Raw genomic sequence first — 24,408 nt, 5'->3', positions numbered from 1 at the left:
TCGTCAAAGGGGCGAATGAAGCAAAAGACGTTCAGCAAAGCCGACCTGTTGCGCGATATACAACCGCGTAATGACACACGCAAGGCTCAATTCCAGCCCGAGCAATGCTAGCCAAGCCCCGTATTACGCGTTTAATCGGTTGACAACGCTGCACGCCAAAGCCGAATCGTATTGGAATTGCCTGCTGAAAGCAAGAAATGCGCCTATTTTTTGTGCAACAAGGCGCTCCCGCCGCGTGCGGCGATGCGGTGACGCCGGGTGCAAATTGTGCACAACCTGCATGGCGAGGCAGCCGGGTCTTGATGTCCCGGAGGATTTTGCCGGCCGTGCATGCGCCTGGCCCAGCGGCTGGCGCGGTCAGTCGCGCGTGATTCGCGGGCCTGGCGCGCCAGGCGCCATTCAACGCGCGGTGTTCGCCTCCATCACGGTGAGGGCCGTCACGTTGACGATGCGCCGCACCGTGCTCGCCGCGGTGAGGATATTCGCCGGTTTGGCCACGCCCAGGAGTACCGGGCCGATCACGACGTTGTTCGCCGCGGTGGTCTTGAGCAGGTTGTAGGCAATGTTGGCGGCGTCCAGGTTTGGAAAGACCAGGAGATTGGCCTCGCCCGCCAGCGTGGTCTGGGGAAGCAGGCTGGTGCGCAGGGCGGGGTCGAACGCGCAGTCGCCGTGCATCTCACCATCCACCTCAAGACCGGGATCGCGTTCATGCAGCAGCTCCAGCGCTTCGCGCATTTTCAGCGCGCTTGGCGCGTTGCTCGAGCCGAAGTTCGAGTGCGACAGCAGCGCCACTTTGGGGGTGATGCCGAACCGGCGCATTTCCTCCGCCGCCATCAGCGTGATCTCCGCGATGTCCTCGGCGCGTGGGTCGACGTTGATATGGGTGTCCACCAGCATCACCTGGCGGCCAGGAAGAATCAGTCCGCTCATCGCCGCGTACACCTTGGAGCCAGGGCTCTTGCCGATCACCTGGTCGATGTAATGCAGGTGCAGGTGCGTGTTGCCCCAGGTTCCGCAGATCAGGCCGTCGGCCTCCCCCTTGTGGACCATCATGCTGGAGATCAGGGTGAGGCGCCGGCGCATCTCGATCTTGGCAAAGGGCGGCGTGATGCCCTTGCGTGCGGCGATTTGCTGGTAGGTCTGCCAGAAGTCGCGGTAACGATCGTCGCGGTCGGTGTTGACCACCTCGTAATCTTGACCTTCCTGCAGCCGCAGTCCGAAACGCTCGATGCGCTGCGCGATGACTGCCGGGCGACCCACGAGGATTGGACGCGCGAGCTGCTCGTCCACGACCGTACGCACAGCGCGCAGCACGCGCTCTTCCTCCCCTTCGGCATAAACGATGCGCTTTTTCTGGGCATGCCGGGCGATGGAAAAGATGGGTCGCATGACCACCCCGGACTGGTAGACGAACTGCTGCAGTTGTTCCCGGTACGCCTCCAGGTCGCCGATGGGTCGTGCTGCCACTCCGCTGTCGGCCGCAGCCTGGGCCACGGCGGGGGCGATGTGAAGGATCAGGCGCGGGTCAAAAGGCATGGGGATCAGGTAGTTCGCCCCGAAGCTGATTTCCTGGCCGCCATAGGCGGCGGCGACCACATCGCTTTGCTCCATCTGGGCCAGCTCGGCGATGGCACGCACGGCGGCCACTTCCATGTCCGTGGTGATGGTGGTGGCCCCGCAATCGAGTGCCCCACGGAAGATGTACGGGAAACAAAGGACGTTGTTGACCTGGTTCGGGTAGTCCGAGCGGCCCGTGGCAATGACCGCATCGTTGCGCACCGCTCTGATCTCCTCGGGCAGGATCTCCGGCGTCGGGTTGGCCAGGGCCAGAATCAGGGGCTTGGCCGCCATGCGCGCCACCATCTCCGGCTTGAGGACGCCGCCTGCCGACAGCCCAAGGAAGATGTCGGCGTCGTCGATGATCTCGCCCAGGCTGCGCGCCCGGGTGTCCTGCGCGTAGCGGGCCTTGTCCGGGTCCATCAGCTCGGTGCGGCCCGCCCACACCACGCCTCCGAGGTCGCTCACCCAGATATGCTCGCGCGGCAAGCCCAGGTGCTCCAGCAGGCGCAGGCAGGCCAATGCCGCCGCACCCGCGCCCGAGCACACGAATTTCACATTTTCAATGCGCTTGCCCAGAACTTGCAGGCCATTGAGCACCGCCGCTCCCACGATGATGGCCGTGCCGTGCTGGTCGTCGTGAAACACGGGAATGCGCATGCGCTTGCGCAACTCACGCTCGACCTGGAAGCATTCCGGGGCCTTGATGTCTTCCAGGTTGATGCCGCCGAACGTCGGCTCGAGGGCCGCGACGATGTCCACGAGCTTGGACGGATCCTTCTCGTTGACCTCAATATCGAACACGTCGATGTTGGCGAACTTCTTGAACAGCACGGCCTTGCCTTCCATCACCGGCTTGGCTGCAAGCGGGCCAATGTCGCCGAGGCCCAAAACCGCCGTGCCATTGGTGATCACGCCAACCAGATTGCTGCGCGCGGTAAAGCGCGCGGCGCAGCTGGGGTCACTTACGATGTCCTCGCAGGCGGCTGCCACTCCCGGCGAGTACGCCAGCGCCAGGTCGCGCTGGTTTGATAGCTGTTTGGTCGGGGTGACGCTGATTTTCCCAGGATGCGGGAATTCGTGATACTCCAAAGCCGCACGGCGAAGTTCGGCCTTGGCATCAGGGGTGGACATGGGGGGGGCTCCAAAAACCGGAAGATTTCTTGACAGATGGCAAACGATTCTAGGCCGTAATCGTCGGGCAATCGCCTTCTCACTTGGTCGAACTTCCATGCGCATTGCGCGCGCAAACCCGGTGCGCCGCACCCCAGCGACAATAGATACATGAGCACAAGCCTCGGCGAATTCGATCTCATTGCGCGCTACTTCACGCGTCCGCCGGTGCGCGCAGCCCTCGGTGTGGGTGACGACTGCGCCCTGCTTGACGTCCCAGCGGGCCAGCAGCTTGCCGTGTCCACCGACATGTTGGTCGAAGGCCGCCATTTCTTGCCTGGCGCGGACCCCCGGGATCTGGGCCATAAGGCGCTGGCCGTGAACCTTTCGGACCTGGCCGCCATGGGCGCCGAGCCCCTGGCGTTCACCCTGGCCTTGGCGCTGCCCAAGGCCGACGCAGCCTGGCTTGGGGCGTTCAGCGCGGGATTGCTGGCGCTGGCCGACACGCACGGCATCGAGCTCGTTGGCGGCGATACCACCAAGGGCCCGCTGAATCTGTGCCTCACGGTGATGGGTTTGGTGCCGCCGCCCAGCGCTCTGCGGCGCGATGCGGCGCGTGAGGGCGATTCGATCTGGGTTTCGGGGACGCCCGGTGACGCGCGGCTGGCCCTGGGAAGCATCCGGGGCGAGTGGCACTTGGCAGCCAAGGACTTCGACAGGGTGCGCGCCCGTTTGGACCGACCCTCACCACGCGTGGCCCTGGGGCTTGCGCTGCGCGGGATTGCGCGTGCCGCGATCGATGTCTCGGACGGATTGCTTGGCGACCTAGGGCATGTGCTTCATGCAAGCCGCGTGGGCGCCCACATCGCCGTGGATGACGTTCCCGCAAGCCCCGCGTTGCGTGCGCAGCCCGTCGAGCGTCGCCGGATGTGCCAGCTCGCGGGCGGGGACGATTACGAGTTGCTGTTTACCGCGCCAGCGCAGCAGCGCGAAGCCGTGCTAGCCGCAGCCCAAGCGGCGCACACCCCTGTGGCATGCATTGGTCAGATCACCGCCGCGCATGGCTTGGCCCTGCACGATGCGCAGGGTCGGGTGGTTGCCGCGCATTACGCTGCATTTGACCATTTCCGCTCGCCATGAACACCACGACGCCTCAACCGACCGCGCACCGCTGCGACTGGCGCTTTGCGCTGCGCAATCCCGTGCATCTCATCGCTCTGGGTTTCGGCTCGGGGCTCTCGCCCGTTGCGCCAGGCACGGCAGGAAGCGTTTTCGGATGGGCGAGCTACCTGGTCCTGGCGCGACTGTTGCCGCCGCAAGCCTGGGGGTTGGTGCTGTTGGCCAGTTTTCTTTTGGGCATCTGGGTGTGCGGGCGCACGGCGCGCGCCTTGCAGACCGATGATCCGTCGCCCGTGGTGTGGGACGAGATTGTCGCGATCTGGCTGGTGCTTTGGATGCTGCAGCCTGCGCCCCACACGCCCGCCGCGTGGTGGGTGCAGGCCCTTGGTTTCGCCCTGTTCCGCGTCTTCGACGCCGTCAAGCGCGGACCCGTGGGTTGGGCCGATCGGCATGTCAAAGGTGGCCTGGGCATCATGGTTGACGATCTGGTTGCTGCACTGCTGACTCTGGCCGTAGTGCTCGGTGCCCTGCGGCTGTTGCCATGAGACCGGCAGACATCGCGGCTGAGCCTGCGTGGCAAGATCTGGTCAGCAGCGCCGTGGCGCTGCGAGGCAACCTCCTTGGCCGCGGCTGGATGCTCGGCTGCGCCGAGTCGTGCACCGGCGGTCTGGTCGCGGCCGCAATGACCAGCATCGCGGGCTCGAGCGAGTGGTTTGAGCGCGGTTTCGTGACCTACAGCAACCAATCAAAAACCGAGTTGCTGGGGGTGCCCGAAGCCCTGCTTGCCGCGCATGGGGCCGTCAGCCGCGAAGTGGCGCTGGCCATGGCGCAGGGCGTGCTTGCCCATGCGCCCGTGCAAGCGGCGCTGGCCGTTACGGGCATTGCCGGCCCGGGCGGCGGCTCGCCTGATAAGCCGGTTGGCCTTGTCTGGTTCGGCTGGGCCTGGCGCCAGGGGCAGGGCGTGCACGGCGAAGCCGAATCCGTGGTCTGGCCCGGGGACCGGCAGGCCGTGCGCATGGCCGCGGCCCATCATGCCCTGGCAGGTATGCAGTTGAGGCTGGGCGCGCTCAAACCATAAGTGTGCCGGAAGGCGGCTCCAGGAACGCCCTTTCCTTTGCCCATCACGGCCCAAGCGAGGGGATACGCAAGTCGGCGCCGGCCTCAGCGAGCAGCGCTGCGCCGATTCTCCGGGCGATGTGGGGGATCGCCCCGCAGCTCAGGGCGCGGGGCAATGCGGCCATGCCCCGAGGACTGGTTCATGCCGCTGGCGGCACGGTGTCCTTGAAGGAGGCGCGTTGCATGAGCTTGTCGTACAGCTTGGACAGGTTCGGGTAATCCTGCTTCCAGGCAATATCCGGGTAGCGAAACTCCACATAGCCAAGGGCGGAGGCCACCGCGATGTCGGCAAGCGTCAGGTGGGTGCCGCATAACCAGGGCGCATCGCCCAAACCGACCGACGCTGCCTTGAGGGCTGCGTGGACTTTGCCGAGCTGGCGGTCGATCCAGGCCTGGCTGCGCTCAGCCTCCATGCGTCCAGGCCACGTCTGCTCCAGGCGCGCAGTTGCCGTCGCATCCATCATGCCGTCAGCCAGCGCTTCCCACGTTCGCACCTCGGCACGCTCACGGCCGGTGCCGGGAATCAGCTTGCCCACAGGGGTTAATGTGTCGAGGTACTCCACGATGACGCGCGAGTCATAAATCACGCTGCCATCCTCCATGACCAGGCAGGGAACCTTGCCGAGCGGATTGAAGTTCTGGATTTGCGTGCCGGCGCCCCAGACGTTGTCCTCGACGAATTTGTATTCGATCTTCTTTTCCGCCAGGACGACGCGAACCTTGCGCACATAAGGGCTGGTGGGCGAACCGATGAGTTTCATGACCATGGAAGTAGGCAATTTGCCGAATGAGTATAAGGCGAGGCTGTGTTGCGGGCGATCCGCCACGCGCCCGAGCAAGGGCAGTGCATGGGCTTCCTACAATGTAGCCATGCAAACCGAATCCATGTCTTCCACGCCGCCCAGCCCCTCCATGCTTTCAGCGCTGTCGCCGCTTGACGGGCGTTACGCTGCCAAGGTGGACGCCTTGCGCCAGCATCTGTCCGAAGCGGCGCTGATGCGCTGCCGTGTCGAGGTGGAAATCGAATGGCTGATCGCGTTGTCGCAGGCCGGGTTGCCCGAGCTGCCGCCGATTGCACCAGCCATCCAGAGCGAGCTGCGTGCGGTGGCCCACGGTTTTACCGAGGTCGATGCGCAGGCCATCAAAGCGATCGAACGCGTGACCAACCACGACGTCAAGGCCGTGGAGTATTGGATCAAGGAGCGGCTGAACGCTTGGCCCGAGCTCGCGCGTTCGAGTGAATTTGTGCACTTTGCGTGCACGTCGGAAGACATCAACAACACCGCGCATGGACTGATGCTCAGCGGTGCGCGCGAACAGGTCGTGCTGCCGGCGCTGCGCGCGATCCTCGCGCGCCTGAAATCGCTGGCGCATGAACTGGCCGACGCGTCCATGCTGTCGCGCACTCACGGGCAGAATGCCAGCCCAACCACGCTGGGCAAGGAAATGGCCAACGTGGCCGCGCGGCTGGAACGCGCCATCGCGCAAATTGCGGCAGTGGAGCTGACGGCAAAGATGAACGGCGCGGTGGGCAACTACAACGCCCACCTGGCGGCGTATCCGGACGTGGACTGGGAGGCGATTGCGCGTCGTGTCGTGGAGCAGCAGCTGCGCCTTCGCTTCAATCCCTACACCATTCAGATCGAGCCGCACGACGCGATGGCTGAACTCTTCGATGCCGTTGCGCGCGCCAATACCGTGCTGCTGGACCTGAACCGCGACATCTGGGGCTACATCTCCTGGGGCTATTTCAAACAGCGCACCAAAGCCGGTGAGATTGGCTCCTCGACCATGCCGCACAAGGTCAACCCCATCGACTTCGAAAATTCCGAAGGCAACCTTGGCTTGGCCAATGCCCTGCTGCGCCATCTGAGTGACAAACTTCCCCTGTCACGCTTCCAGCGTGATCTCACCGACTCCACCGTGCTGCGCAATATGGGCGTCGCGCTGGGCTACGGCCTGCTGGCCTATGACAGCTTGCAACGCGGACTGGACAAGCTTGAACCAAACCCGCAGCGCCTGGCCGAGGATCTGGAGGCGGCGTGGGAAGTGCTGGCCGAGCCTGTGCAGACCGTGATGCGCCGCTACGGACTGCCTAACCCCTATGAACAGTTGAAGGATCTGACCCGGGGCAAGCCGATCACGCGCCAAGTTCTGCGCGAATTTATCGCGACCTTGCCCCTTCCCGAAGCCGACAAGACGCGGCTTTTGGAGCTCACGCCTGGCAGCTACACGGGCAAGGCAGCCGAGTTGGCGCGACGTATCTGAGGCCTGGCACGCAATGCTGAAGCTTCTTGCAAAATGGCTTCTGTCAGCCACAGCCCTGATGGCGCTGACGTACCTCTACAGTGGCGTGCAGGTGGCGGGGTTCGCGGCGGCGATGTGGGCAGCATTGATCATTGGCTTGCTCAATGCCTTGGTGCGTCCGGTGCTGTTCATTCTCACCTTGCCGATCACGGTGCTTACGCTCGGGTTTTTCTTTTTCATCATCAACGCATTGATGTTCTATGCCGCGTCAGGCCTGAGCGATGGCTTTCACGTGCGCAATTTCGGCGCGGCGATCATCGGCTCGCTGCTGTATAGCGCCGCGGGGCTGATCATCGACAGCGCGCTTGAGGGCGCCTTTCCCCGGCGTCGCTGAACATATGCTCGCGCATTCCCCTTCCTAGCCCGGCCCGACGCACAGCGTCGCTTAGGCGAAGCCGTCCGGGCAGGAGGGGGTCAAGCGGGCGGGTTTCGCTTGTTGTTCCGTCGATAGCTGGATAAAATACCAGCATGCAACGGCGCAAAGTCACGCTCAAGCTGTATCCCAATGCCGCTCAAGCCCAAAAGCTTGAGACATGGACACGACTGCACTGCGAGTTGTACAACGCGGCACTGGAAGAGCGCATCGACGCCTGGCGCAAGGCCGGCAAGTCGATCAGCTACTACGACCAGCAGAACGTCCTGCCTCAGATCAAGGTCGATCGGCCCGAGTTCATCGCGCTTGGCAGTCATGCCTTGCAGCAGACGCTGCGGCGGCTCGATCTGGCCTTTGCCGCATTCTTTCGTCGCGTCAAGGCGGGGCAGACGCCCGGCTTTCCGCGATTCAAATCCAGCATGCGGTTCTCCGGCTTCGCCTATCCCGATCCGGCTGGCTGGAAGCTCATGCAGCATGGCGGCAGCGGCGCAACCCTGCGCATCGGCAGTGGCGAGGCCGCCCTGTCCATCCGGGCGCGCGGACGGCACCGCTTCGGGCCGGATGCCAAACCCAACGACATCACGCTCACGCGCAGGAACGGTCAGTGGTTTGTGTCGGTGACGCTGTGCGTACCCGACGCGGCGTGTGCGCGCGAGCGAACCGCCGACATGCGCCGTGGCGTGGATTTCGGGATCAACGACTGGGCCACATTCGATGCGGGTCCGCCCATCGCGAACCCGCGCTGGGTGCGCGAGGAACTGCCCCGCCTTGCAGCGCTGCAGCGCCAGCGCGCCCGCAAACGCAAAGGTTCCGTGCGGCACAAGCGGCTTGGCCATGGCATCGCGCGGCTGCATGACGGGATTTCCAATCTGCGCCGGGACTTCGTGCACAAGGCAACAACCAGGCTGGTGCAGCAATGCGCCGTCCTGGCCACGGAGCAACTGACTCCGAAGACCATGAGTCGCAGCGCGAAAGGCACGGTGGAAGCGCCGGGCCGTCGTGTGCGGCAGAAGGCCGGGCTCAATCGGGAGATTCTCTCGGCGGGGTTCGGCATGGCGCATCAGATGCTCACGTACAAAGCGGAAGAAGCTGGTACGCGACTGCACCTGAGCAACACGCGCCAACTCAAACCGTCGCAGCGCTGCGCGGCGTGTTGGGAGATCGCGCCCAAGACGCTCGCAGACCGCATGCATGTCTGCCCGCACTGCGGGCACACGGCCCCCCGCGACCGCAACAGCGCGTTGGTGGTGCTCATCGACGCATTCAACACGCAAGACACGCCTGGGACGGGCGTGGCGGCGAGACCCAAACCTCTGACCCGGCAACGGGCAAGTCCAGGTCCGTGACCCGCGAAACCCCCACTACAGCGCCGTCAGGCGCTTAGTGGCGGGAGAGTTCATCCCTGCGTTGCATGGCTGCAGGCGACTGCGGCCGCCGCAGTGCCTGGGCCAAGCTTCAAAGACCCGGTTTTGGGTATTGTCCGCTCCGCATGCTCTGTGCAATATGCTCAAGCTGCAGCACGCGTTCCTCGGTCGGCGGATGCGTGGAGAACAGCTTTCCGATGCCGCCGGCGTGCAGCGGATTGAGGATCATCATCTGCGCCGTGGCCGGGTGTTCCTCGGCAGTCTGGAACGTGACGCCGCGAACCACCGCCTCGATCTTGCGAAGCGCCGAGGCCAGAGCTTCGGGGTCACCGGAGATTTCGGCGCCGCCACGGTCTGCCTCAAATTCGCGGGCACGCGAGATGGCCATCTGAATCAGGCTGGCTGCCAGCGGCGCCAGAAGCGCCAGCGCAATGCCTGCGAGCGGGCTCACCGGGCGCCCGTTTTCATCACGCCCGCCAAAGAACATGGCGAAATTGGCGAGCGCTGAAATCGCGCCGGCCATTGTGGCGCTGATGGTCGAGATGAGGATGTCGCGGTGCTTGACGTGCGTGAGTTCATGGGCCATGACGCCACGCAATTCGCGCTCGGACAGAACGCGCATGATGCCGGTGGTGGCTGCCACGGCAGCGTGTTCAGGGTTGCGCCCGGTCGCGAAGGCATTGGGGGCGTCTTCTTGGATGACGTACACGCGCGGCATCGGCAGTCCAGCGCGCTGGGCCAGTTCCTGCACCATGCGAAAGAACTGCGGTGCACTGTGCTCGTCCACTTCCTGCGCGTTGTACATGCGCAGCACGAGTTTGTCCGAGAACCAGTAACTGAAGAAATTCATCGCCAGCGCGAACAACAGGGCCAGCATCATCCCTTGCCTGCCGCCAATGAACGAGCCGATCACCATGAACAGCGCAGTAATCGCTGCCATCAACACAGCGGTCTTGAGCAAATTGAACACACCGGCCTCCTGTTTACGTCTTGAAACAATCAGTAGATTGTGCCAGTTGTCAAAAGTTCAAGCGCGCCGCTTTGCGGCAGCTTCAGGCAATTGCTTTGGCAGGGGGGCCTGAATCAAGGCGTTGGCCTGGCAACAGGGGGTGGCTGAGCACAAAGGGTCCGATGTCCAGCGGTTTTCCTCCTGGCCTTTGCAGGCGGGTCAACACCAGGGTTCCCTCGCCGCAGGCCACCTCGACCCCTGCGGGGCCGACAGCCAGGATGGTTCCCGCTGGCTGCCCGGCTTGCGCAGCGCTGCCCAGGCGTGCTGCAAGAATTTTCAGTGTCAGCGCACCCAGCCGGGACTGTGTGCCCGGCGTGGGCTGAAACGCGCGGATGCGGCGTTCAAGCTCGGTAGCCGGCCGCGCCCAGTCAAGCCAGGATTCGGCCTTGTCGATCTTCGCGGCGTAAGTGATGTCCTCCACGGCCTGCGAGGTGGGCTCGGCGATGTCCGCTTGCAGAGCTGCCAGGGTTTGCAGCAACAGCTCGCTGCCTAGTGCGGCCAGCTTGTCATGCAGGCTGGCGGTGGTTTCCGTTGCGGCGATGGGCAACTCCTGCATGCGGTAAATCGGCCCCGTATCCAGCCCCGCATCCATGCGCATGATGCTGATGCCTGTGGTGGCGTCGCCCGCTTCAATCGCGCGGTGGATGGGCGCCGCACCGCGCCAGCGCGGCAGCAGCGAGGCGTGGATGTTGACGCAGCCAAGGCGCGGCAGGTCCAACACCCACTGCGGAAGGATGAGCCCGTAGGCGGCCACCACCAGCACGTCGGGTGCCGCTTGCTCCAAGGCAGCGCGGGCCAAGGCCGCATCCTCGGGCCAGCGCCCGTCCAGGCGCAGTCCGCGCGGCTGTGCAACGGACAAGCCATGATCCAGGGCAACCTGTTTGACGCTGCTGGGCTGCAGATGCAGGCCCCGGCCTGCGGGCCGGTCAGGCTGGGTCAAAACGAGGGGCACGTTCACCCCTGCGGCCAGCAGCGCGCGCAGTGCGACTGCAGCGAAGTCCGGGGTGCCCGCGAACGCGACCCCGATGGACAGCGGCGGCGCCGCGAGGGAGGGGGCGGGGTGCAAGCTGGAGCCTTGCAAAGGGGCTGTCCTGCTCAGGCCGCTTCGCGTTGGCGCTTGAGCATGCGTGATTTGATGCGGTTGCGCTTGAGCGGCGAGAGGTAGTCGACGAAGACCTTCCCGGTAAGGTGATCCATCTCATGCTGGATGCACACCGCGAGCAATCCATCAGCTTCCAGCTCAAACACTTCGCCTTGGGCGTTGAGCGCGCGCACACGGATGCGGTCGGGACGCGTGACCTTGTCGTAGATGCCGGGCAAAGACAGGCAGCCCTCTTCCCATTCCTTGCGGTCGCTACTGCGCTCGATGAGTTCCGGGTTGATCAGCACGAGAGGCTGATTGCGCTCTTCCGAGACGTCGGCCACGATGATGCGCTCGTGGATATCGGCCTGGGTGGCCGCGAGGCCGACGCCCTTGGCTGCATACATGGTTTCGAACAGATCCGCCAACAGCGCGCGCACGCGATCATCCACCTCGGAGACGGGTTTGGCCACCTTGTAAAGGCGCGGGTCGGGATATTGAAGAATGGCAAGTTGGGGCATTGAGGACTCCGTGCAGCGCCAGGCCCCGTTATGGGTGCTTAAGGGGCCATGCGCAGCATTCATGCAACTGCATCGGCGGGCAAACAGCATTTTTCATTGCGGCAACACAACCTTGTGGAGACAATGTAACAAGGCTTTGAAGTCTTGCGCAGTGCCAAGATCCTTCATCGCGATTCAGAAGCTTCGGCGATGAAGCCGCAGTTTGCCAGCCACGTCGTTTGCGATTACCAATATTTTCTTCTTGGGGGCGGATTCATGCAATGCAAGCTCATCAACCACCTTGCCGCAGCAGGTCTTCTGCTGTGGGCGGGGGCGGCGCTGGCGCAGACCGGGGTCGTGCAGCCGGCGGCTTCTGCACCTTCCATCAAGGGGTTGCCGAACTATCCGGTGGCGTCGCCGCAGCGCGCACAGGCCGAATTGGCTGCGCAGCAGGGCGTGCCAGCGTCCGAACTGGCGGCCGGTGCGCCGCAGCGCTACACGATCAAGCGTGGCGACACGCTGTGGGGAATCTCCGGGATGTATTTGAAAAGGCCATGGAATTGGCCGCAACTCTGGGGCATGAACATGGCCCAGATCCGCAACCCGCACTGGATTTTTCCTGGCCAGGTGCTGGTGCTGACAGTCGAGAATGGCCGTGCGCGGCTTGGTTTGGACAACGGGCAAGGCGAAGGCGGCATGCCGACCGTCAAGCTTGAGCCCGGCGTGATCAGCGAGAAGCTGCCACCCTCGGGCATCCCCGCCCTGGACCCTGCGCTGATCGGCCCTTTCCTCACGCGCCCCCTGATCGTCGAACCCGATGAGCTCGAGCAGTCGCCGCGGATCGTGGCGGTGGCGCCGGGCCACGTCATGCTCTCACCCGGGGATCGTGCCTACGTGCGCGGCCCTCTGGGTGCGACCGAACGCTTCGACGTCTACCGCCCCGGGCGGCCGCTGCATGACCCCGCCACCAAGAAAATCATCGCCTACGAGTCCGATTATCTGGGCTCGGTCGAGTTGATTCGTCCGCCACAGGGCAAGGATGGGGTGGCCACGGTACGCGTGCTCTCGACCATCCGCGAGATGGGCGTCGGCGACCGGCTCATCGCCACGCCCCCGCGTCAATACCTCAACTTCACGCCGCACGCGCCCGCCAAGCCCATGGACGCGCAGATTGTTTCCATCTACGGCGATTTGCAGCTGGCGGGCAAAAACAGTGTGGTGGCGCTCAACCGCGGTGCCGAGGATGGATTGGAGCGGGGCGACGTGCTTGCCATTCTGCAAGCGCCGCGCGAAGTGCGGGACACCACAGTCGAAGGTAAGCCGATGATCGAAATTCCCGCGCGGCGCGTTGGCCTTTTAATGGTCTTTCGCACCTTCCATCACGTGGCGTATGGCTTGGTGCTGGCGTCGAGTGAGCCCGTGGCGGTAGCCGACCACGTCACGTCACCCTGACCGACCAGTCATCTGGCAATTGGCGGTGCCGCGCTCGCGTACTGGTTGCCGGCGCGGCAGCGCCCGCACCGCCCGCTTGCACGGCCATTGCGGCCACGGCTTGCGCGGGAAGCACGGGGATTGCTGCGGCGCTGCGCATGCGTGACCTCGGGCGCAGTCGCTTCGGTGGGTTGCTGCTTCGCAAGGGTGCCTGAACACATGCCCGCGCATTTCCCTTCCTGGCCCGGCCTGACGCGCAGCGTCACCCAGGCGAAGCCGTCCGGGCAGGAGGGGGTCAAGCGGGCGGTTTGCACTTGTTGTCCCGTCTTTGGCTGGATAAAATGCCAGCATGCAACGGCGCAAGGTCACGCTCAAGCTGTATCCCAATGCCGCGCAGATGGCGCAGCTGGATGCGTGGACGCGACTGCACTGCGAGCTGTACAACGCGGCGCTCGAAGAGCGCATCGACGCCTGGCGCAAGGCGGGTAAATCGATCTCCTACTACGAGCAGCAGAACGTCCTGCCTCAGATCAAGGTCGATCGGCCCGAGTTCATCGCGCTTGGCAGTCATGCCTTGCAGCAGACGCTGCGGCGGCTCGATCTGGCCTTTGCCGCATTCTTTCGTCGCGTCAAGGCGGGGCAGACGCCCGGCTTTCCGCGATTCAAATCCAGCATGCGGTTCTCCGGCTTCGCCTATCCCGATCCGGCTGGCTGGAAGCTCATGCAGCATGGCGGCCGTGGCGCAACCCTGCGCATCGGCAGTGGCGATGCGGCCCTGTCCATCCGGGCGCGCGGACGGCACCGCTTCGGGGGTGAGGCCAAGCCCAACGACATCACCCTGACACGCCGCAACGGTCAGTGGTTTGTGTCGGTGACGCTGCGCGTGCCCGATGCGGCCTGTGCGCGCGAGCGCACCGCTGACATGCGGCGTGGCGTGGATTTCGGGATCAACGACTGGGCCACATTTGACGCGGGTCCGCCCATCGCGAACCCGCGCTGGGTGCGCACCGAACTGCCTCGCTTGGCCGCGTTGCAGCGCGAGCGTGCACGCAAACGCAAGGGCTCCGTGCGATACAAGCGATTGAGCCGCGGCATCGCGGTGCTGCATGATCGCATCGTCAATCTGCGCCGGGACTTCGTGCACAAGGAAACAACCAAGATGGTGCAAAGTTGCGCCGTGATCGCCACGGAGCAACTGGCTCCGAAGACCATGAGTCGCAGCGCGAAGGGCACGGTGGATGCGCCGGGCCGTCGTGTGCGGCAGAAGGCCGGACTCAACCGCGAGATGCTCTCGGCGGGGTTCGGCATGGCGCATGCGATGCTGGCGTACAAAGCGGAAGAAGCTGGTACGCGCCTGCATCTGAGCCATACGCGCCAGCTCAAACCGTCGCAGCGCTGCTCGGCGTGCTGGGAACTCGTTCCCAAGACGTTGGCGCAGCGTGTGCATGTGTGCCCGCACTGCGGGCACACGGCCCCGCGCGACCGCAACAGCGCGTTGGTGGTGCTCATCGACGCGTTCAATACGCAGGACACGCCTGGGACGGGCGTGGCGGCGAGACCCAAACCTCGGCCCCGGCAACGGGGCAAGTCCAGGTCTGTGACCCGCGAAACCCCCACTACAGCGCCGTCAGGCGCTTAGTGGCGGGAGAGTTCATTGCGCACCGGGTCAAGTCTCTGCACGCGGGGAAGCCCGACAGGGCCGCCAATCTCTTCCCCATTTCCGTGCATTGCGCGATCGCGACCTGCCGGCATGACCATCCAGCCGCGCAGAAAGCTCGCGGCCTGCCGGGCCGGTCCAGGGGCGCGCGCTTGGGTGCTCGTGCCCCGACGGCCGCACGGTTTGGCCTGCTTGCATCACGGTCGATGCGTTGTGGATAGGCTGCGGATTTGGCCCAATTGGTCCTGTTGGCGCGCCGGGCACAGTCTTGTGCATAAAATGAAACCATGTTCGATATCCTCATGTACGTGTACGAAACCTATTGGCATCCGGAGGCCTGCCCGGAGCTTGGCCAGCTCTCGCGCAAGTTGAGTGCGGCTGGCTTTGAAACCGAGGAGATCAGTGACGCCCTCGATTGGCTGCGTGGCTTGGAGCAATCGGTGGCGGGAAGCTACACGGTCGGCACGCCCAGTGAAAACTCCATCCGGCTGTACGCGGCGCAAGAGCTGGATTGCCTTGGCGTGGACGCGGTGGGATATTTGAATTTCCTGGAGTCCGCTGGCACGCTCAAGCCTCACCTTCGCGAAATCGTGGTGGAGCGTGCGCTTGCCACCGGGATCAAGCAATTGCCACTGGAGCAGCTTAAGACCATCGTCCTGATGGTCTTTTGGCGCCTCGACGAAGAACCCGATGCGCTCATTCTCGATGAACTCTTCGTCGAGGCCGACGACCGCGTGGTTCACTGACTCGCACCCGTACGCACAAGGACCGGCTTGCCTTACGGCCTTGTGTACATCTCAGCTGCCCCTGGAGAAATACCTCATGCCTCGGAAATACAGCCGCGCTGCCTTGGGCGCGGCGCTTCCCCTAACCCTTCTGCTCGCCGCATGCGGCGGGGGTGGGACCAGCACCAGCTATGAGGGGTCCATCCTGAGCGGCCATGTGTTGATGGGCGCGGCCCAGCCGGTGAACGGCAATGGCACGGGTAACGTGTGTCTCTACGCCGTCACAGGCGGATTGGGCAATCCTCTCAACACCACCATTTCGCCGGCGACCAACACGGGGACCCTGTTGACGAGCAGTTGCATTCCCACGGATGCGAACGGCAATTTTTCCGTCAATCTGACGAGTTTTTACGGCCCCGTACTGATTCAGGTCACAGGGGGAACCTATCCCAATGTGGCGAGCGGCACGGCATCGCTGGCCAACCTCACCAGCACCAACGCGAGTCTGCAAGCCTTGGTCAACATTGGTGGTGGCGGCACGGTTGACGCGGTGGTCACGCCGCTGACGACCATAGCCACGGCCATGATCACGCCCAATAGCGGTCTGACGCTGGCGAACTATGCAGCGGCGTCCACCAAGGTTGCGGCCGAATTCCAGCTGGGCGGGTTGAACATCAACGCCGCCCCGGTTGCGGGTGACGCGTACGACAAGGCGCTGAAGGGCGTGCAAGAGTACCTTGTCGCTGCGCCGGCGTCGACTGACGACCCGAATGCCAACAACCTGTTGACGTGGAACCTTACGGCGTCGAATGTGCAAGGCGATTACACGAACGCTTACAACGTCATCAACAACTCTTCACTGACGTTCACGTTCTACTGACGCCACGCATTATGTTCGCTGACAAAAGAGGGCGCCTGGAATCAGGCACTGGATTCCGGATACTTTCCAAGGCGCCACCAATCACGGCATCAAGGACTTAGCCAGGTTGATTGGCAGGTGCATGAACTCTCCCGCCGCTAAACGCATGGCGTTGTCGCGGGGGTTTCGCGGGTCAAGGACCTGGACTTGCCACGTTGCCGTGGCAGAGGTTTGGGTCTCGCCGCCACGCCCGTTCCAGGCGTGTTTGCGTCGATGAGCACCACCAACGCGCTGTTCTGGTCGCGCGGCGCCGTGTGCCCGCAGTGCGGGCACACATGCACACGCTGCGCCAACGTCTTGGGCACGATCTCCCAACACGCCGCGCAGCGTTGCGACGGTTTGATCTGGCGCGTGTTGCTCAGATGCAATCGCGTGCCAGCTTCTTCCGCTTTGTACGCGAGCATCTGATGCACCATGCCGAACGCTGCCGAGAGCATTTCTCGGTTGAGCCCGGCCTTCTGCCTCACGCGGCGGCCCGGTGCTTCCACCGTGCCCTTCGCGCTGCGACTCATATTTTTCGGGGCCATTTGCTCCGTTGCCAGGACCGCGTATTGCTGCACCATCCTGGTCGTCTCCTTGTGCACGAAGTCCCGGCGCAGATTGCCAATGCGATCGTGCAGCCGGGCGATGCTCTCGCCAAGGCGGCGGTGACGCAGCGATCCTTTGCGCTTTCTGGCGCGTTCGCGCTGCAAGGCGGCAAGGCGCGGCAGTTCCTCGCGCACCCATCGTGGGTTGGCGATGGTCTGTCCATCGTCGAACGTGGCCCAGTCGGTGACGCCGAAGTCCACACCCCGGCGCTGCTCCTCGGTGCGCTGGCGTGCACAGGCGGCGTCCGGCACGCGCAGCGTCACCGACACGAACCACTGGCTGTTGCGGCGTGTGAGCGTGATGTCGTTGGGCTTGGCATCCGGCCCGAAGCGGTGCCGCCCGCGCGCCCGGATGGACAGGGCAGCCTCGCCACTGCCGATGCGCAGCGTCGCGCCACGGCCGCCGTGCTGCATGAGCTTCCAGCCCGCGGGATCAGGATAGGCAAAGCCCGAGAACCGCTTCGCTGACTTGAACCGTGGGAATCCGGGCGTCTGCCCCGCTTTGACGCGGCGAAAGAACGCCTGGAAGGCCAAGTCGAGGCGGCGCAGCGTCTGCTGCAAGGCATGACTGCCGAGCTCCACGAACTCAGGCCGATCTGCCTTGATCTGCGGTAGGACGTTTTGTTGGTCGTAGTAGGAGACATGCTTGCCGGCCTTGCGCCAGGCATCGATGCGTTCTTCGAGCGCCGCGTTGTACAACTCGCAGTGCAGCCGCGTCCACGCCTCCAGCCGCGCCATCTGCGCGGCATTGGGATACAGCTTGAGCGTGACTTTGCGCCGTTGCATGCTGGTATTTTATCCAGCATGGCGAGGAACAACAAGCGAAAACCGCCCGCTTGACCCCCTCCTGCACGGACGGCTTCGCCTGAGCGACGCTGCGCGTCGGGCCGGGCGAGGAAAGGGAATGCGCGAGCATGTGTTCATGATGCACAGCGGGGGCCCACAACCGCGGGCACTTGCAAGCCGGTGTTGGCGCGCGCCATCCCGTTCAGGCAGGAGGACGGCGCACTGTGGCACGCTGCAGCGAGATCGTTACCGCGAACATGCCCAGCAAGGCTTGCCCGGTGCTACACGACAGCGCCGGCGTTCGGATCGTTCGGATTCTTCGGGCGGCCTGGGCCAGACTTGAGCATGTCTTCGCGTTTGACGCCCAGCCACATGGCGATGGCTGCCGCAACGAATACGGAGCTGTAGATGCTCATGGAAATGCCGATGATCAGCGCCAGCGCAAAGAAGTGCAGCGCCGGTCCGCCGAAAAAGAACATGGAAAACGCCATGGCCAAAGTCGACCCGTGGGTGATGATGGTCCGGCTGATCGTGTTGGTGATGGCACTGTCGATGACCTGCACGGTGGTGTGCTTGCGATATTTGCGGAAGTTCTCGCGCACACGATCGAATATCACCACTGACTCGTTCACGGAATAGCCGAGCACGGCCAGCACTGCAGCGAGTACGGGCAGCGAGAATTCCCATTGGAATAGCGCGAAGAAGCCAAGCACGATGATCACGTCGTGCAGATTGGCGATGATGGCGGCCACGGAGAACTTCCACTCGAAGCGCATGGCCAAGTAAAGCATGATGCCGACGATGACGAAGGCCAGCGCCTTCAGTCCGTCCGTGGCGAGCTCGGAGCCCACCTGCGGGCCCACGAATTCCGTCCGGCGCAGCAGCACTTGCGGATTCGTCGACTTGAGCGCGGCAAGGACCTTGTCGCTTTGCTGCACGCTCGTCTGGCCTTCGCGCAGCGGAAGGCGGATGACCACGTCCTGTGCGTTGCCAAAGGTTTGCACCTGAACGTCGCCGTAGCCGAGTTTCGACACGTCGCCGCGGATGCTGTCGAGATTGGCAGCTTGTGGGTAGCCAACCTCCATCACAGTGCCGCCGGTGAATTCGATGGACAGGTGCAGCCCACGGTTGAAGATGAAGAAGACGGCAGCGACGAACATCAGCGCCGAGACGATGTTAAACACCGGCGCAAAGCGCATAAACGGGATGTCGCGCCGGATGCGGAAAAATTCCATCAGTGGCTCCAGGTGGTGGCGCTCAGCGCTTGGCTGAAGATTTGACTGCGACGGCCTCAGGCTTCCAGATCTGCCCGATCGACACCGCCTGCAATCTGCGCTTGCGTCCGTACCACAGGTTGACCAATCCGCGCGAGAAGAACACGGCCGAGAACATCGAGGTCAGGATGCCCAGGACGTGCACGACGGCAAAGCCACGCACTGCGCCAGAGCCGAAGATGAGCAGGGCAAGACCAGCGATCAGCGTGGTCACGTTGGAGTCGAGAATGGTCGCCCAGGCCCGCTCATAGCCCGTGGCAATGGCCGCCTGAGGGTTCGCGCCGTTGCGCAACTCTTCGCGGATGCGCTCGTTGATCAAGACGTTCGAGTCAATGGCCATGCCCAGCGCCAGTGCCATGGCTGCGATGCCTGGTAGCGTGAGGGTGGCCTGCAGCATTGACAGCAGCGCGATGAGCAGCATGAGATTAACCGCCAGCGCGATCGAGGACACCGCTCCAAAGAGCATGTAATACACACACATGAACGCGACGATCGCGAGGAAACCCCACGTCACCGAGTGGAAGCCTTGCGCGATATTCTGCTGGCCAAGACTGGGGCCGACGGTGCGCTCCTCGATGATCTGCATGGGCGCGGCCAAAGCACCGGCGCGCAGCAGCAGCGCAATGTCATTGGCTTCGGGCACTGTCATGCTGCCGGAGATCTGCACGCGGCCGCCAGCGATTTCGCTACGGATGACTGGAGCCGTCACAACCTCCGCGCGGTGGCGGTCGATCAGCACCATGGCCGTGCGCTTGCCGATGTTGGCTCGGGTGACGTCACGGAAGATGCGCGAGCCCCGAGAATCCAGCGTGAGAAACACGGCGGGCTGGTTGTTTTGCGGGTCAAAGCCGGTTTGCGCGTCCGTGAGGTTCTGTCCGGTGAGCAGCACGTCCTTCTTGACCATCAGTGCGTTACCGGAACGATCGTAGAGTTTCTGGTCGCCCGCGGGCGCCGGCCCGCCGCTGACCAGGGCAGCCTGCGCTTCGGGGCTGTCGTCCACCATCCGCACTTCGAGTGACGCGGTGCGGCCCAGGATGTCCTTCGCGCGCGCCGTGTCCTGGATGCCAGGCAGTTCCACCACCACGCGGTCGGATCCCTGTTGCTGGATCACAGGCTCCGCAACACCCAGTTCATTGATGCGGTTGTGCAGCGTGGTGATGTTTTGCTTGATGGCGTAGGTTTCGGTTTGCTGGATGGTTTGGGGGCTGAGCTTGATGCTGAAGCTGCCGCCGCCGGCTGCCGATGGCTCGCTGGTGATGATGGAGTCCCCTGCGACTGCCTTCACGATGGGCTGCGCCGCGCGAAACATTTCGGGGTCGCGGAAGTCGAGTTGCACCGTGTCGCCAACGCGGTGCAACTCGGTGTATCGCACGTCCTTGTCGCGCAACGCGGACTTCAGCTCGCCATCGATGGAGTCCAGCTTTTTCTGGATGGCCGCCTGCATGTCCACCTGCAATAGAAAGTGGACCCCCCCGCGAAGGTCCAAGCCCAGGTACATGGGAAATGCGTGCAGACCGGTTAGCCAGGCCGGCGACAGGCTCAGCAGGTTGACCGCCACGATGTAGTTCGGGTTGTCGCGGTTGGGATTGAGTGCATGGGCCAGGACGTCACGTGCCTTGAGCTGTATTTCAGTCGTCGCGAAGCTGAAATTCAGCGTGGAGTCGCTGATGAAGCCCCGCACGGGCTCGATGCCAGCCACCTTCAGCGCCTGCGTGCCTTGGTTGAGCAACGTGGCATTTGGCAAGTCGCGCCCTGGGTGGGCAGACGTGATCTGCACGGCCGGAGCCTCGCCATAGAAATTGGGCAGCGCATACACGAACCCCACCACGAGCACGGCGGCCATGATGAGGTATTTCCAAAGCGGGTAACGGTTCATGTCGGACTCAGGCGGCCGAGGCCAGCCGTGATGGCATCAGTGGAATGGCAGCAGGCAGCTGCGCCGGGCGCGATGCACGCTACGCAGGTGAAATCAGCGCGCGATGTCGCCGTTTCAGGCAAGCTTGACGCTGCCTTTGGGTAGGACGGTGCTGACTGCGGAGCGCTGCACCTGAACTTCCAGCTTGTCGGCCACTTCAAGGCTAATGTAGTTGTCACCAACTTTCGTCACGCGCCCCACCAATCCGCCGGTTGTGACCACTTCGTCGCCTTTGGCAAGCGCCTCAATCATGGCCTTGACGTCTTTCTGGCGCTTCATCTGTGGGCGGATCATCACGAAATACAGGATGACGAACATCACCACGATAGGGAGCAGGCTCACCAGTGTGGATTCGGGGCCCGCCTGTGCCGCAGCGCCCTGAGCGTGCGCGATAGAAATCAGATTCATGGAGTCTTCCGTTCAAAGTGAGATTGTGAAAAGCGCGAGCGCTATGGCGTGCGCAAGGTTTTGCACAAACCCGCATTGTCGCAAATCTTGGTCCCCGTCAAGCCCAGTCGACACAGGCGGGTTCCGGCGCCGAGACCTGAAGGCGCATTTGACCAGATGCGCGACAAGCCGCGTGCTTGAGAGCGTGGAAGGATGACGCGGATGTCGCGAGAGTTCATGCATTAAGGCGCGGCGTGCACCCATGCGTGGAGCGGCAAGTCCCGCGCCATGGCCATGGCTTGAAGCTCGGACGCATTGTGAGCCCTGCACCAGCGGGCGATCGCCTTGCGCGTTGAACCTCCCGCAGTCTGGGCCAAGGCAGCGGCAAAATGAGGCTCCAGTGCAGCGATCGCCACCAAGCCATCGCGACAGGCATACACGGCGTAGCCCGGCAGGGCGCCTCCCAGGATGCCGCCCGGGGACGTGAGCCCCGCATGACGGGGCACAGCAGCGTAGGCGGCTGCGTCGGCGAGCGCCACTTGCAGACGAACTCCGCGCCCATCGCGCCGCGATTGCAGGACCGCGCCCATTGCAGCCTCCACCGTCAGCAGCGCGCCGGTCATGTCAGCCAGGAGCGTGGCGGGAAGCCGTGCACCGTCCAGCAGGTTGGCTTGGGCTTGGTACGTCAAATCGTGTCCCGGCACATGTGCCTGGTGTCCGCCTTGGCCGACGATGGAGACCACCGATAGCCGGGGGTACGCCTTCGCCAGATGCCGGGTGCCCATGCCCAAACGGGCAAGTGCAGCCGGGCGAAAAGATGTAATCAGCAGGTCGCTCGGTCGAAGCAGCGTCTGCAAGCCAGCCTGCCCCGATGCGCTCTTGAGATCCAGCGCATGCACGACAACACCCTGGTGCATTGCGCGATACAGCGGGGCGCACATGCTGCGCATGGGATCGCCTGCCGGGGGTTCGATTTTGTCCACTTCCGCCCCCAAGGCGCGTAGCCGGGCCAGGGCCATCGGTCCCGGAAGATTCAGGGCGATGCTCAGTACCCGCACGCCAGTCAGGGGTTTGAACCGTGCTGCGTGGGCAGGCTTGATGGGCAATCTGGCGCGAGAGATCATTGTGCAAGGAGGCGAAACGGGCGCGTGGGCCCCGGCATCATGCGGAGCTTGGCATCCTTAGGGTTCACCGTGTCCCCGCAGTCTGTCCAGCTGGCGCCTGTCATGCTTGGTCGGGCGGCCGTGGCGGTCATGCTCGGGCTCGGGACCCAGCCGGCGCAGATCGGCGGCCTGCTCGCGCGCGAGCAGGCTTTCCGGCGTTTCGCGCCATAGCGTCTGGGCCACGCTTGCTGACTGACGCTGCTTGGAGAGATGAAGCACTTCGATTGTGAATCGCCCCCGTTCATGGCGCAGCTCAAGCAGATCCCCCACGTGGGGTTCCCGCGAGGGCTTGGCAGGCCCTCCCTGCAGCCAGACCTGGTTGCGGTTGCACGCCTCGGCGGCGAGGGCGCGAGTCTTGTACCAGCGCGAGGCCCACAGCCATTTGTCGAGGCGGACATGGGAGTCGTCATCATTGGACGGTTTCATCGCGCACAAAATGCGGTGTGACCTTCGCGCACTTGATCAAATGATCGGCGGCGCGGAAGGCATGAGCATCGCACGGTTGCGTCAGAGCCACCGGGCCTGTTCGGGCATCCCGAGCGCTGGATCGCGTGCACTCGCCAGTGCGGGCCTGGGGCGCGTTTGCGTTGACTTCGCACCCCGCAAACGCGCCATGCGTCGATGATGGAGCCCACGATCAGTGAGTGCCGTGTTGAATCAGTTCAATCTTGTACCCGTCGGGGTCCTCCACGAAGGCAATGACGGTCTTGCCGCCTGCCACTGGTCCGGCTTCGCGCGTGACCTTGCCGCCCGAGGCCTTGATGCGCTCGCACGCTGCATAGGCGTCGTCCACGCCAAGCGCAATATGGCCGTAGGCCGTGCCCAGTTCGTAGTTGTGAACACCGTGGTTGTAGGTCAGTTCGATCTCAGCCTGCTGAGGATTGGACTCATAGCCCACGAAGGCCAGGCTGTACTTCTGCTCGGGCCGCTCTGTCGTACGCAGGAGCTTCATACCGAGCACGCGGGTGTAAAAGTCGATGGAGCGCTGCATGTCGCCGACGCGCAGCATGGTGTGCAGGATACGCATGTGCAAATTCCGGTTGTGCCGGCGCGGCGCGCCAGCGGGGAAAACTCACATTGTCGGCAAATGCGGCACGGGTTGCAGAACGCCGCTCACGGGGGCGCTACCAGGGCGGCAGCAAACTATGGCGAAGCGCGCTGCGCGCTTCCCGCCACGTTGGGAACAGATCGTCCACGGTTTGCCAGAAACGCGCGCTGTGGTTCATTTCGCGCAGGTGGGCAACCTCATGGGCCACGACGTAGTCCACAATGGCCGGGGAGAAGTGCAGAAGCCGCCAGTGCAGGCGCAAAACGCCGCAAGCCGTGGCGCTTCCCCATCGGGTGGACGCGGAGGTCAGCTTGATCGCCTGCACCTCGACGCCCAGGCGTGTGGCGAAATGGATGGCCCGTTGCTGGAACAGGGTGATGGCTTCGCGCTGCATCCACGCTTGTACCGTGTCGCGCACGCGCTGCGCAGCGGCATCCGCAGGAAGGGGAAGGCACAGGTCGGAGCCACAGGCTGAAAGTGCAGGGTCGCCGCCTTCTGCGCCCAGGCGCAGCGTGAGGGAGCGCCCAAGGTAGGGCAGGCGGCCGCCGTCACGCCAGTCGATGCGCGCAGCCTGCTGAGCATGGCGGCGCTGTTCGCGCAAGCCGTGCTGGCGCACGACCCAACTGGCTTTGTCAGCCAGCATGGCCTGGACCTGGCCCATGCCCACCCAGCGTGGCGCGCTGACGACGATACCCTGGTCGTCAATGCGGATACCGATCGAGCGGCGGCTCGCGCGACGCAAGACATAGTCGAATCGGTGCGTGCCGTCGTCGTAGCGTCGAAGCGGCGGAGGTGCGGGCTCGATTGCGCTTGGTCCCCGATCGTCTGGCCGAATCGCAACGGGTCGTGGCTCCGTGGGTTGCGCAGTGGCTATGTCAAGGAGGTGTGGCTGTGCGGGCTCAAGCGTCGGGATGAAAAGATCCACCCCGTCAAACAGGCTCAGTTGCCGCAAGGGTTCGGTCTTGTCGGTCATGCGT

The 24,408-nt window shown here is 63.9% G+C and carries 23 protein-coding genes; 10 read left to right on the top strand and 13 right to left on the bottom strand.

The window, feature by feature from the left end; genetic code table 11:
• Positions 1-399: 399 nt before the first annotated feature.
• Entirely contained in the window at positions 400-2,691 is a 2,292-nt protein-coding gene (locus CD04_RS0117240; RefSeq protein WP_031409019.1) for an NADP-dependent malic enzyme, read from the bottom strand.
• Positions 2,692-2,841: 150 nt separating this feature from the next.
• On the opposite strand from CD04_RS0117240, the gene thiL reads away from it, so the two are divergent.
• The 3 genes from thiL to CD04_RS0117225 are packed head-to-tail and all read left to right on the top strand — an operon-like array spanning position 2,842 to position 4,867.
• A complete protein-coding gene (thiL, locus tag CD04_RS0117235) occupies positions 2,842-3,810 on the top strand; it encodes a thiamine-phosphate kinase (protein WP_031409017.1) in 969 nt (322 codons plus the stop codon).
• Entirely contained in the window at positions 3,807-4,334 is a 528-nt protein-coding gene (locus CD04_RS0117230) for a phosphatidylglycerophosphatase A (RefSeq protein WP_031409015.1), read from the top strand. The genes thiL and CD04_RS0117230 overlap by 4 nt, the downstream gene beginning before the upstream one ends.
• Entirely contained in the window at positions 4,331-4,867 is a 537-nt protein-coding gene (locus CD04_RS0117225; protein ID WP_051849374.1) for a CinA family protein, read from the top strand. Before CD04_RS0117230 ends, CD04_RS0117225 begins: the two co-directional genes overlap by 4 nt.
• A gap of 178 nt (positions 4,868-5,045) precedes the next feature.
• On the opposite strand, the gene CD04_RS0117215 is transcribed toward CD04_RS0117225, so the two are convergent.
• Complete coding sequence (locus CD04_RS0117215) at positions 5,046-5,666, bottom strand: glutathione S-transferase N-terminal domain-containing protein (RefSeq protein WP_031409010.1); 621 nt, start codon at positions 5,664-5,666, stop codon at positions 5,046-5,048.
• Positions 5,667-5,790: 124 nt separating this feature from the next.
• Here CD04_RS0117215 and purB point away from each other — a divergent pair, with 124 nt between their 5' ends.
• The 3 genes from purB (at position 5,791) to CD04_RS0117200 (ending at position 8,931) form a co-directional block, all read left to right on the top strand.
• Positions 5,791-7,173: an adenylosuccinate lyase gene (gene purB, locus CD04_RS0117210; protein WP_031409008.1), complete on the top strand. Its 1,383-nt coding sequence runs from the start codon at positions 5,791-5,793 to the stop codon at positions 7,171-7,173.
• A gap of 13 nt (positions 7,174-7,186) precedes the next feature.
• Positions 7,187-7,546, top strand: coding sequence for a phage holin family protein (locus CD04_RS0117205; RefSeq protein ID WP_031409006.1), 360 nt, complete (start codon positions 7,187-7,189; stop codon positions 7,544-7,546).
• 134 nt (positions 7,547-7,680) lie between these two features.
• Entirely contained in the window at positions 7,681-8,931 is a 1,251-nt protein-coding gene (locus CD04_RS0117200) for an RNA-guided endonuclease TnpB family protein (RefSeq protein WP_038168493.1), read from the top strand.
• A 109-nt stretch (positions 8,932-9,040) separates the two neighbouring features.
• On the opposite strand, the gene htpX is transcribed toward CD04_RS0117200, so the two are convergent.
• The 3 genes from htpX to def all read right to left on the bottom strand — a co-directional run bounded on the left by htpX (position 9,041) and on the right by def (position 11,560).
• Complete coding sequence (gene htpX / locus CD04_RS0117195) at positions 9,041-9,919, bottom strand: zinc metalloprotease HtpX (protein WP_031409003.1); 879 nt, start codon at positions 9,917-9,919, stop codon at positions 9,041-9,043.
• Between the two features lie 82 nt (positions 9,920-10,001).
• Positions 10,002-10,985, bottom strand: a complete 984-nt coding sequence (gene fmt / locus CD04_RS0117190) for a methionyl-tRNA formyltransferase (protein ID WP_031409001.1) — start codon at positions 10,983-10,985, stop codon at positions 10,002-10,004.
• A gap of 68 nt (positions 10,986-11,053) precedes the next feature.
• On the bottom strand, positions 11,054-11,560 hold the full coding sequence (def, locus tag CD04_RS0117185) for a peptide deformylase (protein WP_031408999.1): 507 nt from the start codon (positions 11,558-11,560) through the stop codon (positions 11,054-11,056).
• A 189-nt stretch (positions 11,561-11,749) separates the two neighbouring features.
• Between def and CD04_RS0117180 the strand changes: the two genes are divergently transcribed.
• The 4 genes from CD04_RS0117180 (at position 11,750) to CD04_RS0117160 (ending at position 16,232) form a co-directional block, all read left to right on the top strand.
• Positions 11,750-12,991 carry a LysM peptidoglycan-binding domain-containing protein gene (locus CD04_RS0117180; RefSeq protein ID WP_231480676.1) on the top strand — a complete coding sequence of 414 codons (1,242 nt, stop codon included), beginning with the start codon at positions 11,750-11,752 and terminating at the stop codon, positions 12,989-12,991.
• A 328-nt stretch (positions 12,992-13,319) separates the two neighbouring features.
• A complete protein-coding gene (locus CD04_RS0117170; RefSeq protein WP_031408993.1) occupies positions 13,320-14,609 on the top strand; it encodes an RNA-guided endonuclease TnpB family protein in 1,290 nt (429 codons plus the stop codon).
• A 305-nt stretch (positions 14,610-14,914) separates the two neighbouring features.
• On the top strand, positions 14,915-15,373 hold the full coding sequence (locus tag CD04_RS0117165; protein WP_031408989.1) for a DUF494 domain-containing protein: 459 nt from the start codon (positions 14,915-14,917) through the stop codon (positions 15,371-15,373).
• Positions 15,374-15,449: 76 nt separating this feature from the next.
• The gene (locus tag CD04_RS0117160; RefSeq protein ID WP_031408987.1) at positions 15,450-16,232 is read left to right on the top strand and encodes a hypothetical protein; all 783 of its coding nucleotides are present in this window, start codon (positions 15,450-15,452) and stop codon (positions 16,230-16,232) included.
• 137 nt (positions 16,233-16,369) lie between these two features.
• Here CD04_RS0117160 and CD04_RS0117155 read toward each other — a convergent pair whose 3' ends face one another.
• The 8 genes from CD04_RS0117155 to CD04_RS0117115 form a co-directional block, all read right to left on the bottom strand.
• Positions 16,370-17,644: an RNA-guided endonuclease TnpB family protein gene (locus CD04_RS0117155; RefSeq protein WP_031408985.1), complete on the bottom strand. Its 1,275-nt coding sequence runs from the start codon at positions 17,642-17,644 to the stop codon at positions 16,370-16,372.
• A gap of 281 nt (positions 17,645-17,925) precedes the next feature.
• Positions 17,926-18,879, bottom strand: a complete 954-nt coding sequence (secF, locus tag CD04_RS0117150) for a protein translocase subunit SecF (RefSeq protein ID WP_031408982.1) — start codon at positions 18,877-18,879, stop codon at positions 17,926-17,928.
• A gap of 22 nt (positions 18,880-18,901) precedes the next feature.
• Positions 18,902-20,794, bottom strand: coding sequence for a protein translocase subunit SecD (secD, locus tag CD04_RS0117145; RefSeq protein ID WP_031408980.1), 1,893 nt, complete (start codon positions 20,792-20,794; stop codon positions 18,902-18,904).
• Between the two features lie 114 nt (positions 20,795-20,908).
• A complete protein-coding gene (gene yajC, locus CD04_RS0117140) occupies positions 20,909-21,241 on the bottom strand; it encodes a preprotein translocase subunit YajC (RefSeq protein WP_031408978.1) in 333 nt (110 codons plus the stop codon).
• Positions 21,242-21,462: 221 nt separating this feature from the next.
• A complete protein-coding gene (locus CD04_RS0117135) occupies positions 21,463-22,344 on the bottom strand; it encodes a CoA transferase (RefSeq protein WP_038168492.1) in 882 nt (293 codons plus the stop codon).
• 57 nt (positions 22,345-22,401) lie between these two features.
• On the bottom strand, positions 22,402-22,809 hold the full coding sequence (locus CD04_RS0117130; RefSeq protein ID WP_031408975.1) for an RNA-binding S4 domain-containing protein: 408 nt from the start codon (positions 22,807-22,809) through the stop codon (positions 22,402-22,404).
• A gap of 211 nt (positions 22,810-23,020) precedes the next feature.
• Entirely contained in the window at positions 23,021-23,410 is a 390-nt protein-coding gene (gene gloA, locus CD04_RS0117120) for a lactoylglutathione lyase (protein WP_031408972.1), read from the bottom strand.
• Between the two features lie 97 nt (positions 23,411-23,507).
• On the bottom strand, positions 23,508-24,404 hold the full coding sequence (locus CD04_RS0117115) for a M48 family metallopeptidase (RefSeq protein WP_081858065.1): 897 nt from the start codon (positions 24,402-24,404) through the stop codon (positions 23,508-23,510).
• Positions 24,405-24,408 lie beyond the last annotated feature (4 nt).

The sequence above is a fragment of the Thiomonas sp. FB-Cd genome, from assembly GCF_000733775.1.
Classification (GTDB): domain Bacteria; phylum Pseudomonadota; class Gammaproteobacteria; order Burkholderiales; family Burkholderiaceae_C; genus Thiomonas_A.
This window is presented reverse-complemented; position numbering and strand designations above follow the sequence as displayed.

Bases quoted from the DNA above. Each gene is read 5' to 3' on its own strand.
- CD04_RS0117180 (WP_231480676.1), top strand. From the start codon at position 11,750: ATGAAGCCGCAGTTTGCCAGCCACGTCGTTTGCGATTACCAATATTTT.
- CD04_RS0117230 (WP_031409015.1), top strand. From the start codon at position 3,807: ATGAACACCACGACGCCTCAACCGACCGCGCACCGCTGCGACTGGCGC.
- CD04_RS0117135 (WP_038168492.1), bottom strand. From the start codon at position 22,344: ATGATCTCTCGCGCCAGATTGCCCATCAAGCCTGCCCACGCAGCACGG.
- gloA (WP_031408972.1), bottom strand. From the start codon at position 23,410: ATGCGTATCCTGCACACCATGCTGCGCGTCGGCGACATGCAGCGCTCC.
- CD04_RS0117170 (WP_031408993.1), top strand. From the start codon at position 13,320: ATGCAACGGCGCAAGGTCACGCTCAAGCTGTATCCCAATGCCGCGCAG.
- secD (WP_031408980.1), bottom strand. From the start codon at position 20,794: ATGAACCGTTACCCGCTTTGGAAATACCTCATCATGGCCGCCGTGCTC.
- CD04_RS0117225 (WP_051849374.1), top strand. From the start codon at position 4,331: ATGAGACCGGCAGACATCGCGGCTGAGCCTGCGTGGCAAGATCTGGTC.
- secF (WP_031408982.1), bottom strand. From the start codon at position 18,879: ATGGAATTTTTCCGCATCCGGCGCGACATCCCGTTTATGCGCTTTGCG.
- CD04_RS0117165 (WP_031408989.1), top strand. From the start codon at position 14,915: ATGTTCGATATCCTCATGTACGTGTACGAAACCTATTGGCATCCGGAG.
- CD04_RS0117200 (WP_038168493.1), top strand. From the start codon at position 7,681: ATGCAACGGCGCAAAGTCACGCTCAAGCTGTATCCCAATGCCGCTCAA.
- CD04_RS0117130 (WP_031408975.1), bottom strand. From the start codon at position 22,809: ATGAAACCGTCCAATGATGACGACTCCCATGTCCGCCTCGACAAATGG.
- CD04_RS0117240 (WP_031409019.1), bottom strand. From the start codon at position 2,691: ATGTCCACCCCTGATGCCAAGGCCGAACTTCGCCGTGCGGCTTTGGAG.
- thiL (WP_031409017.1), top strand. From the start codon at position 2,842: ATGAGCACAAGCCTCGGCGAATTCGATCTCATTGCGCGCTACTTCACG.
- CD04_RS0117115 (WP_081858065.1), bottom strand. From the start codon at position 24,404: ATGACCGACAAGACCGAACCCTTGCGGCAACTGAGCCTGTTTGACGGG.
- def (WP_031408999.1), bottom strand. From the start codon at position 11,560: ATGCCCCAACTTGCCATTCTTCAATATCCCGACCCGCGCCTTTACAAG.
- CD04_RS0117155 (WP_031408985.1), bottom strand. From the start codon at position 17,644: ATGCAACGGCGCAAAGTCACGCTCAAGCTGTATCCCAATGCCGCGCAG.
- CD04_RS0117215 (WP_031409010.1), bottom strand. From the start codon at position 5,666: ATGAAACTCATCGGTTCGCCCACCAGCCCTTATGTGCGCAAGGTTCGC.
- yajC (WP_031408978.1), bottom strand. From the start codon at position 21,241: ATGAATCTGATTTCTATCGCGCACGCTCAGGGCGCTGCGGCACAGGCG.
- purB (WP_031409008.1), top strand. From the start codon at position 5,791: ATGTCTTCCACGCCGCCCAGCCCCTCCATGCTTTCAGCGCTGTCGCCG.
- CD04_RS0117205 (WP_031409006.1), top strand. From the start codon at position 7,187: ATGCTGAAGCTTCTTGCAAAATGGCTTCTGTCAGCCACAGCCCTGATG.
- CD04_RS0117160 (WP_031408987.1), top strand. From the start codon at position 15,450: ATGCCTCGGAAATACAGCCGCGCTGCCTTGGGCGCGGCGCTTCCCCTA.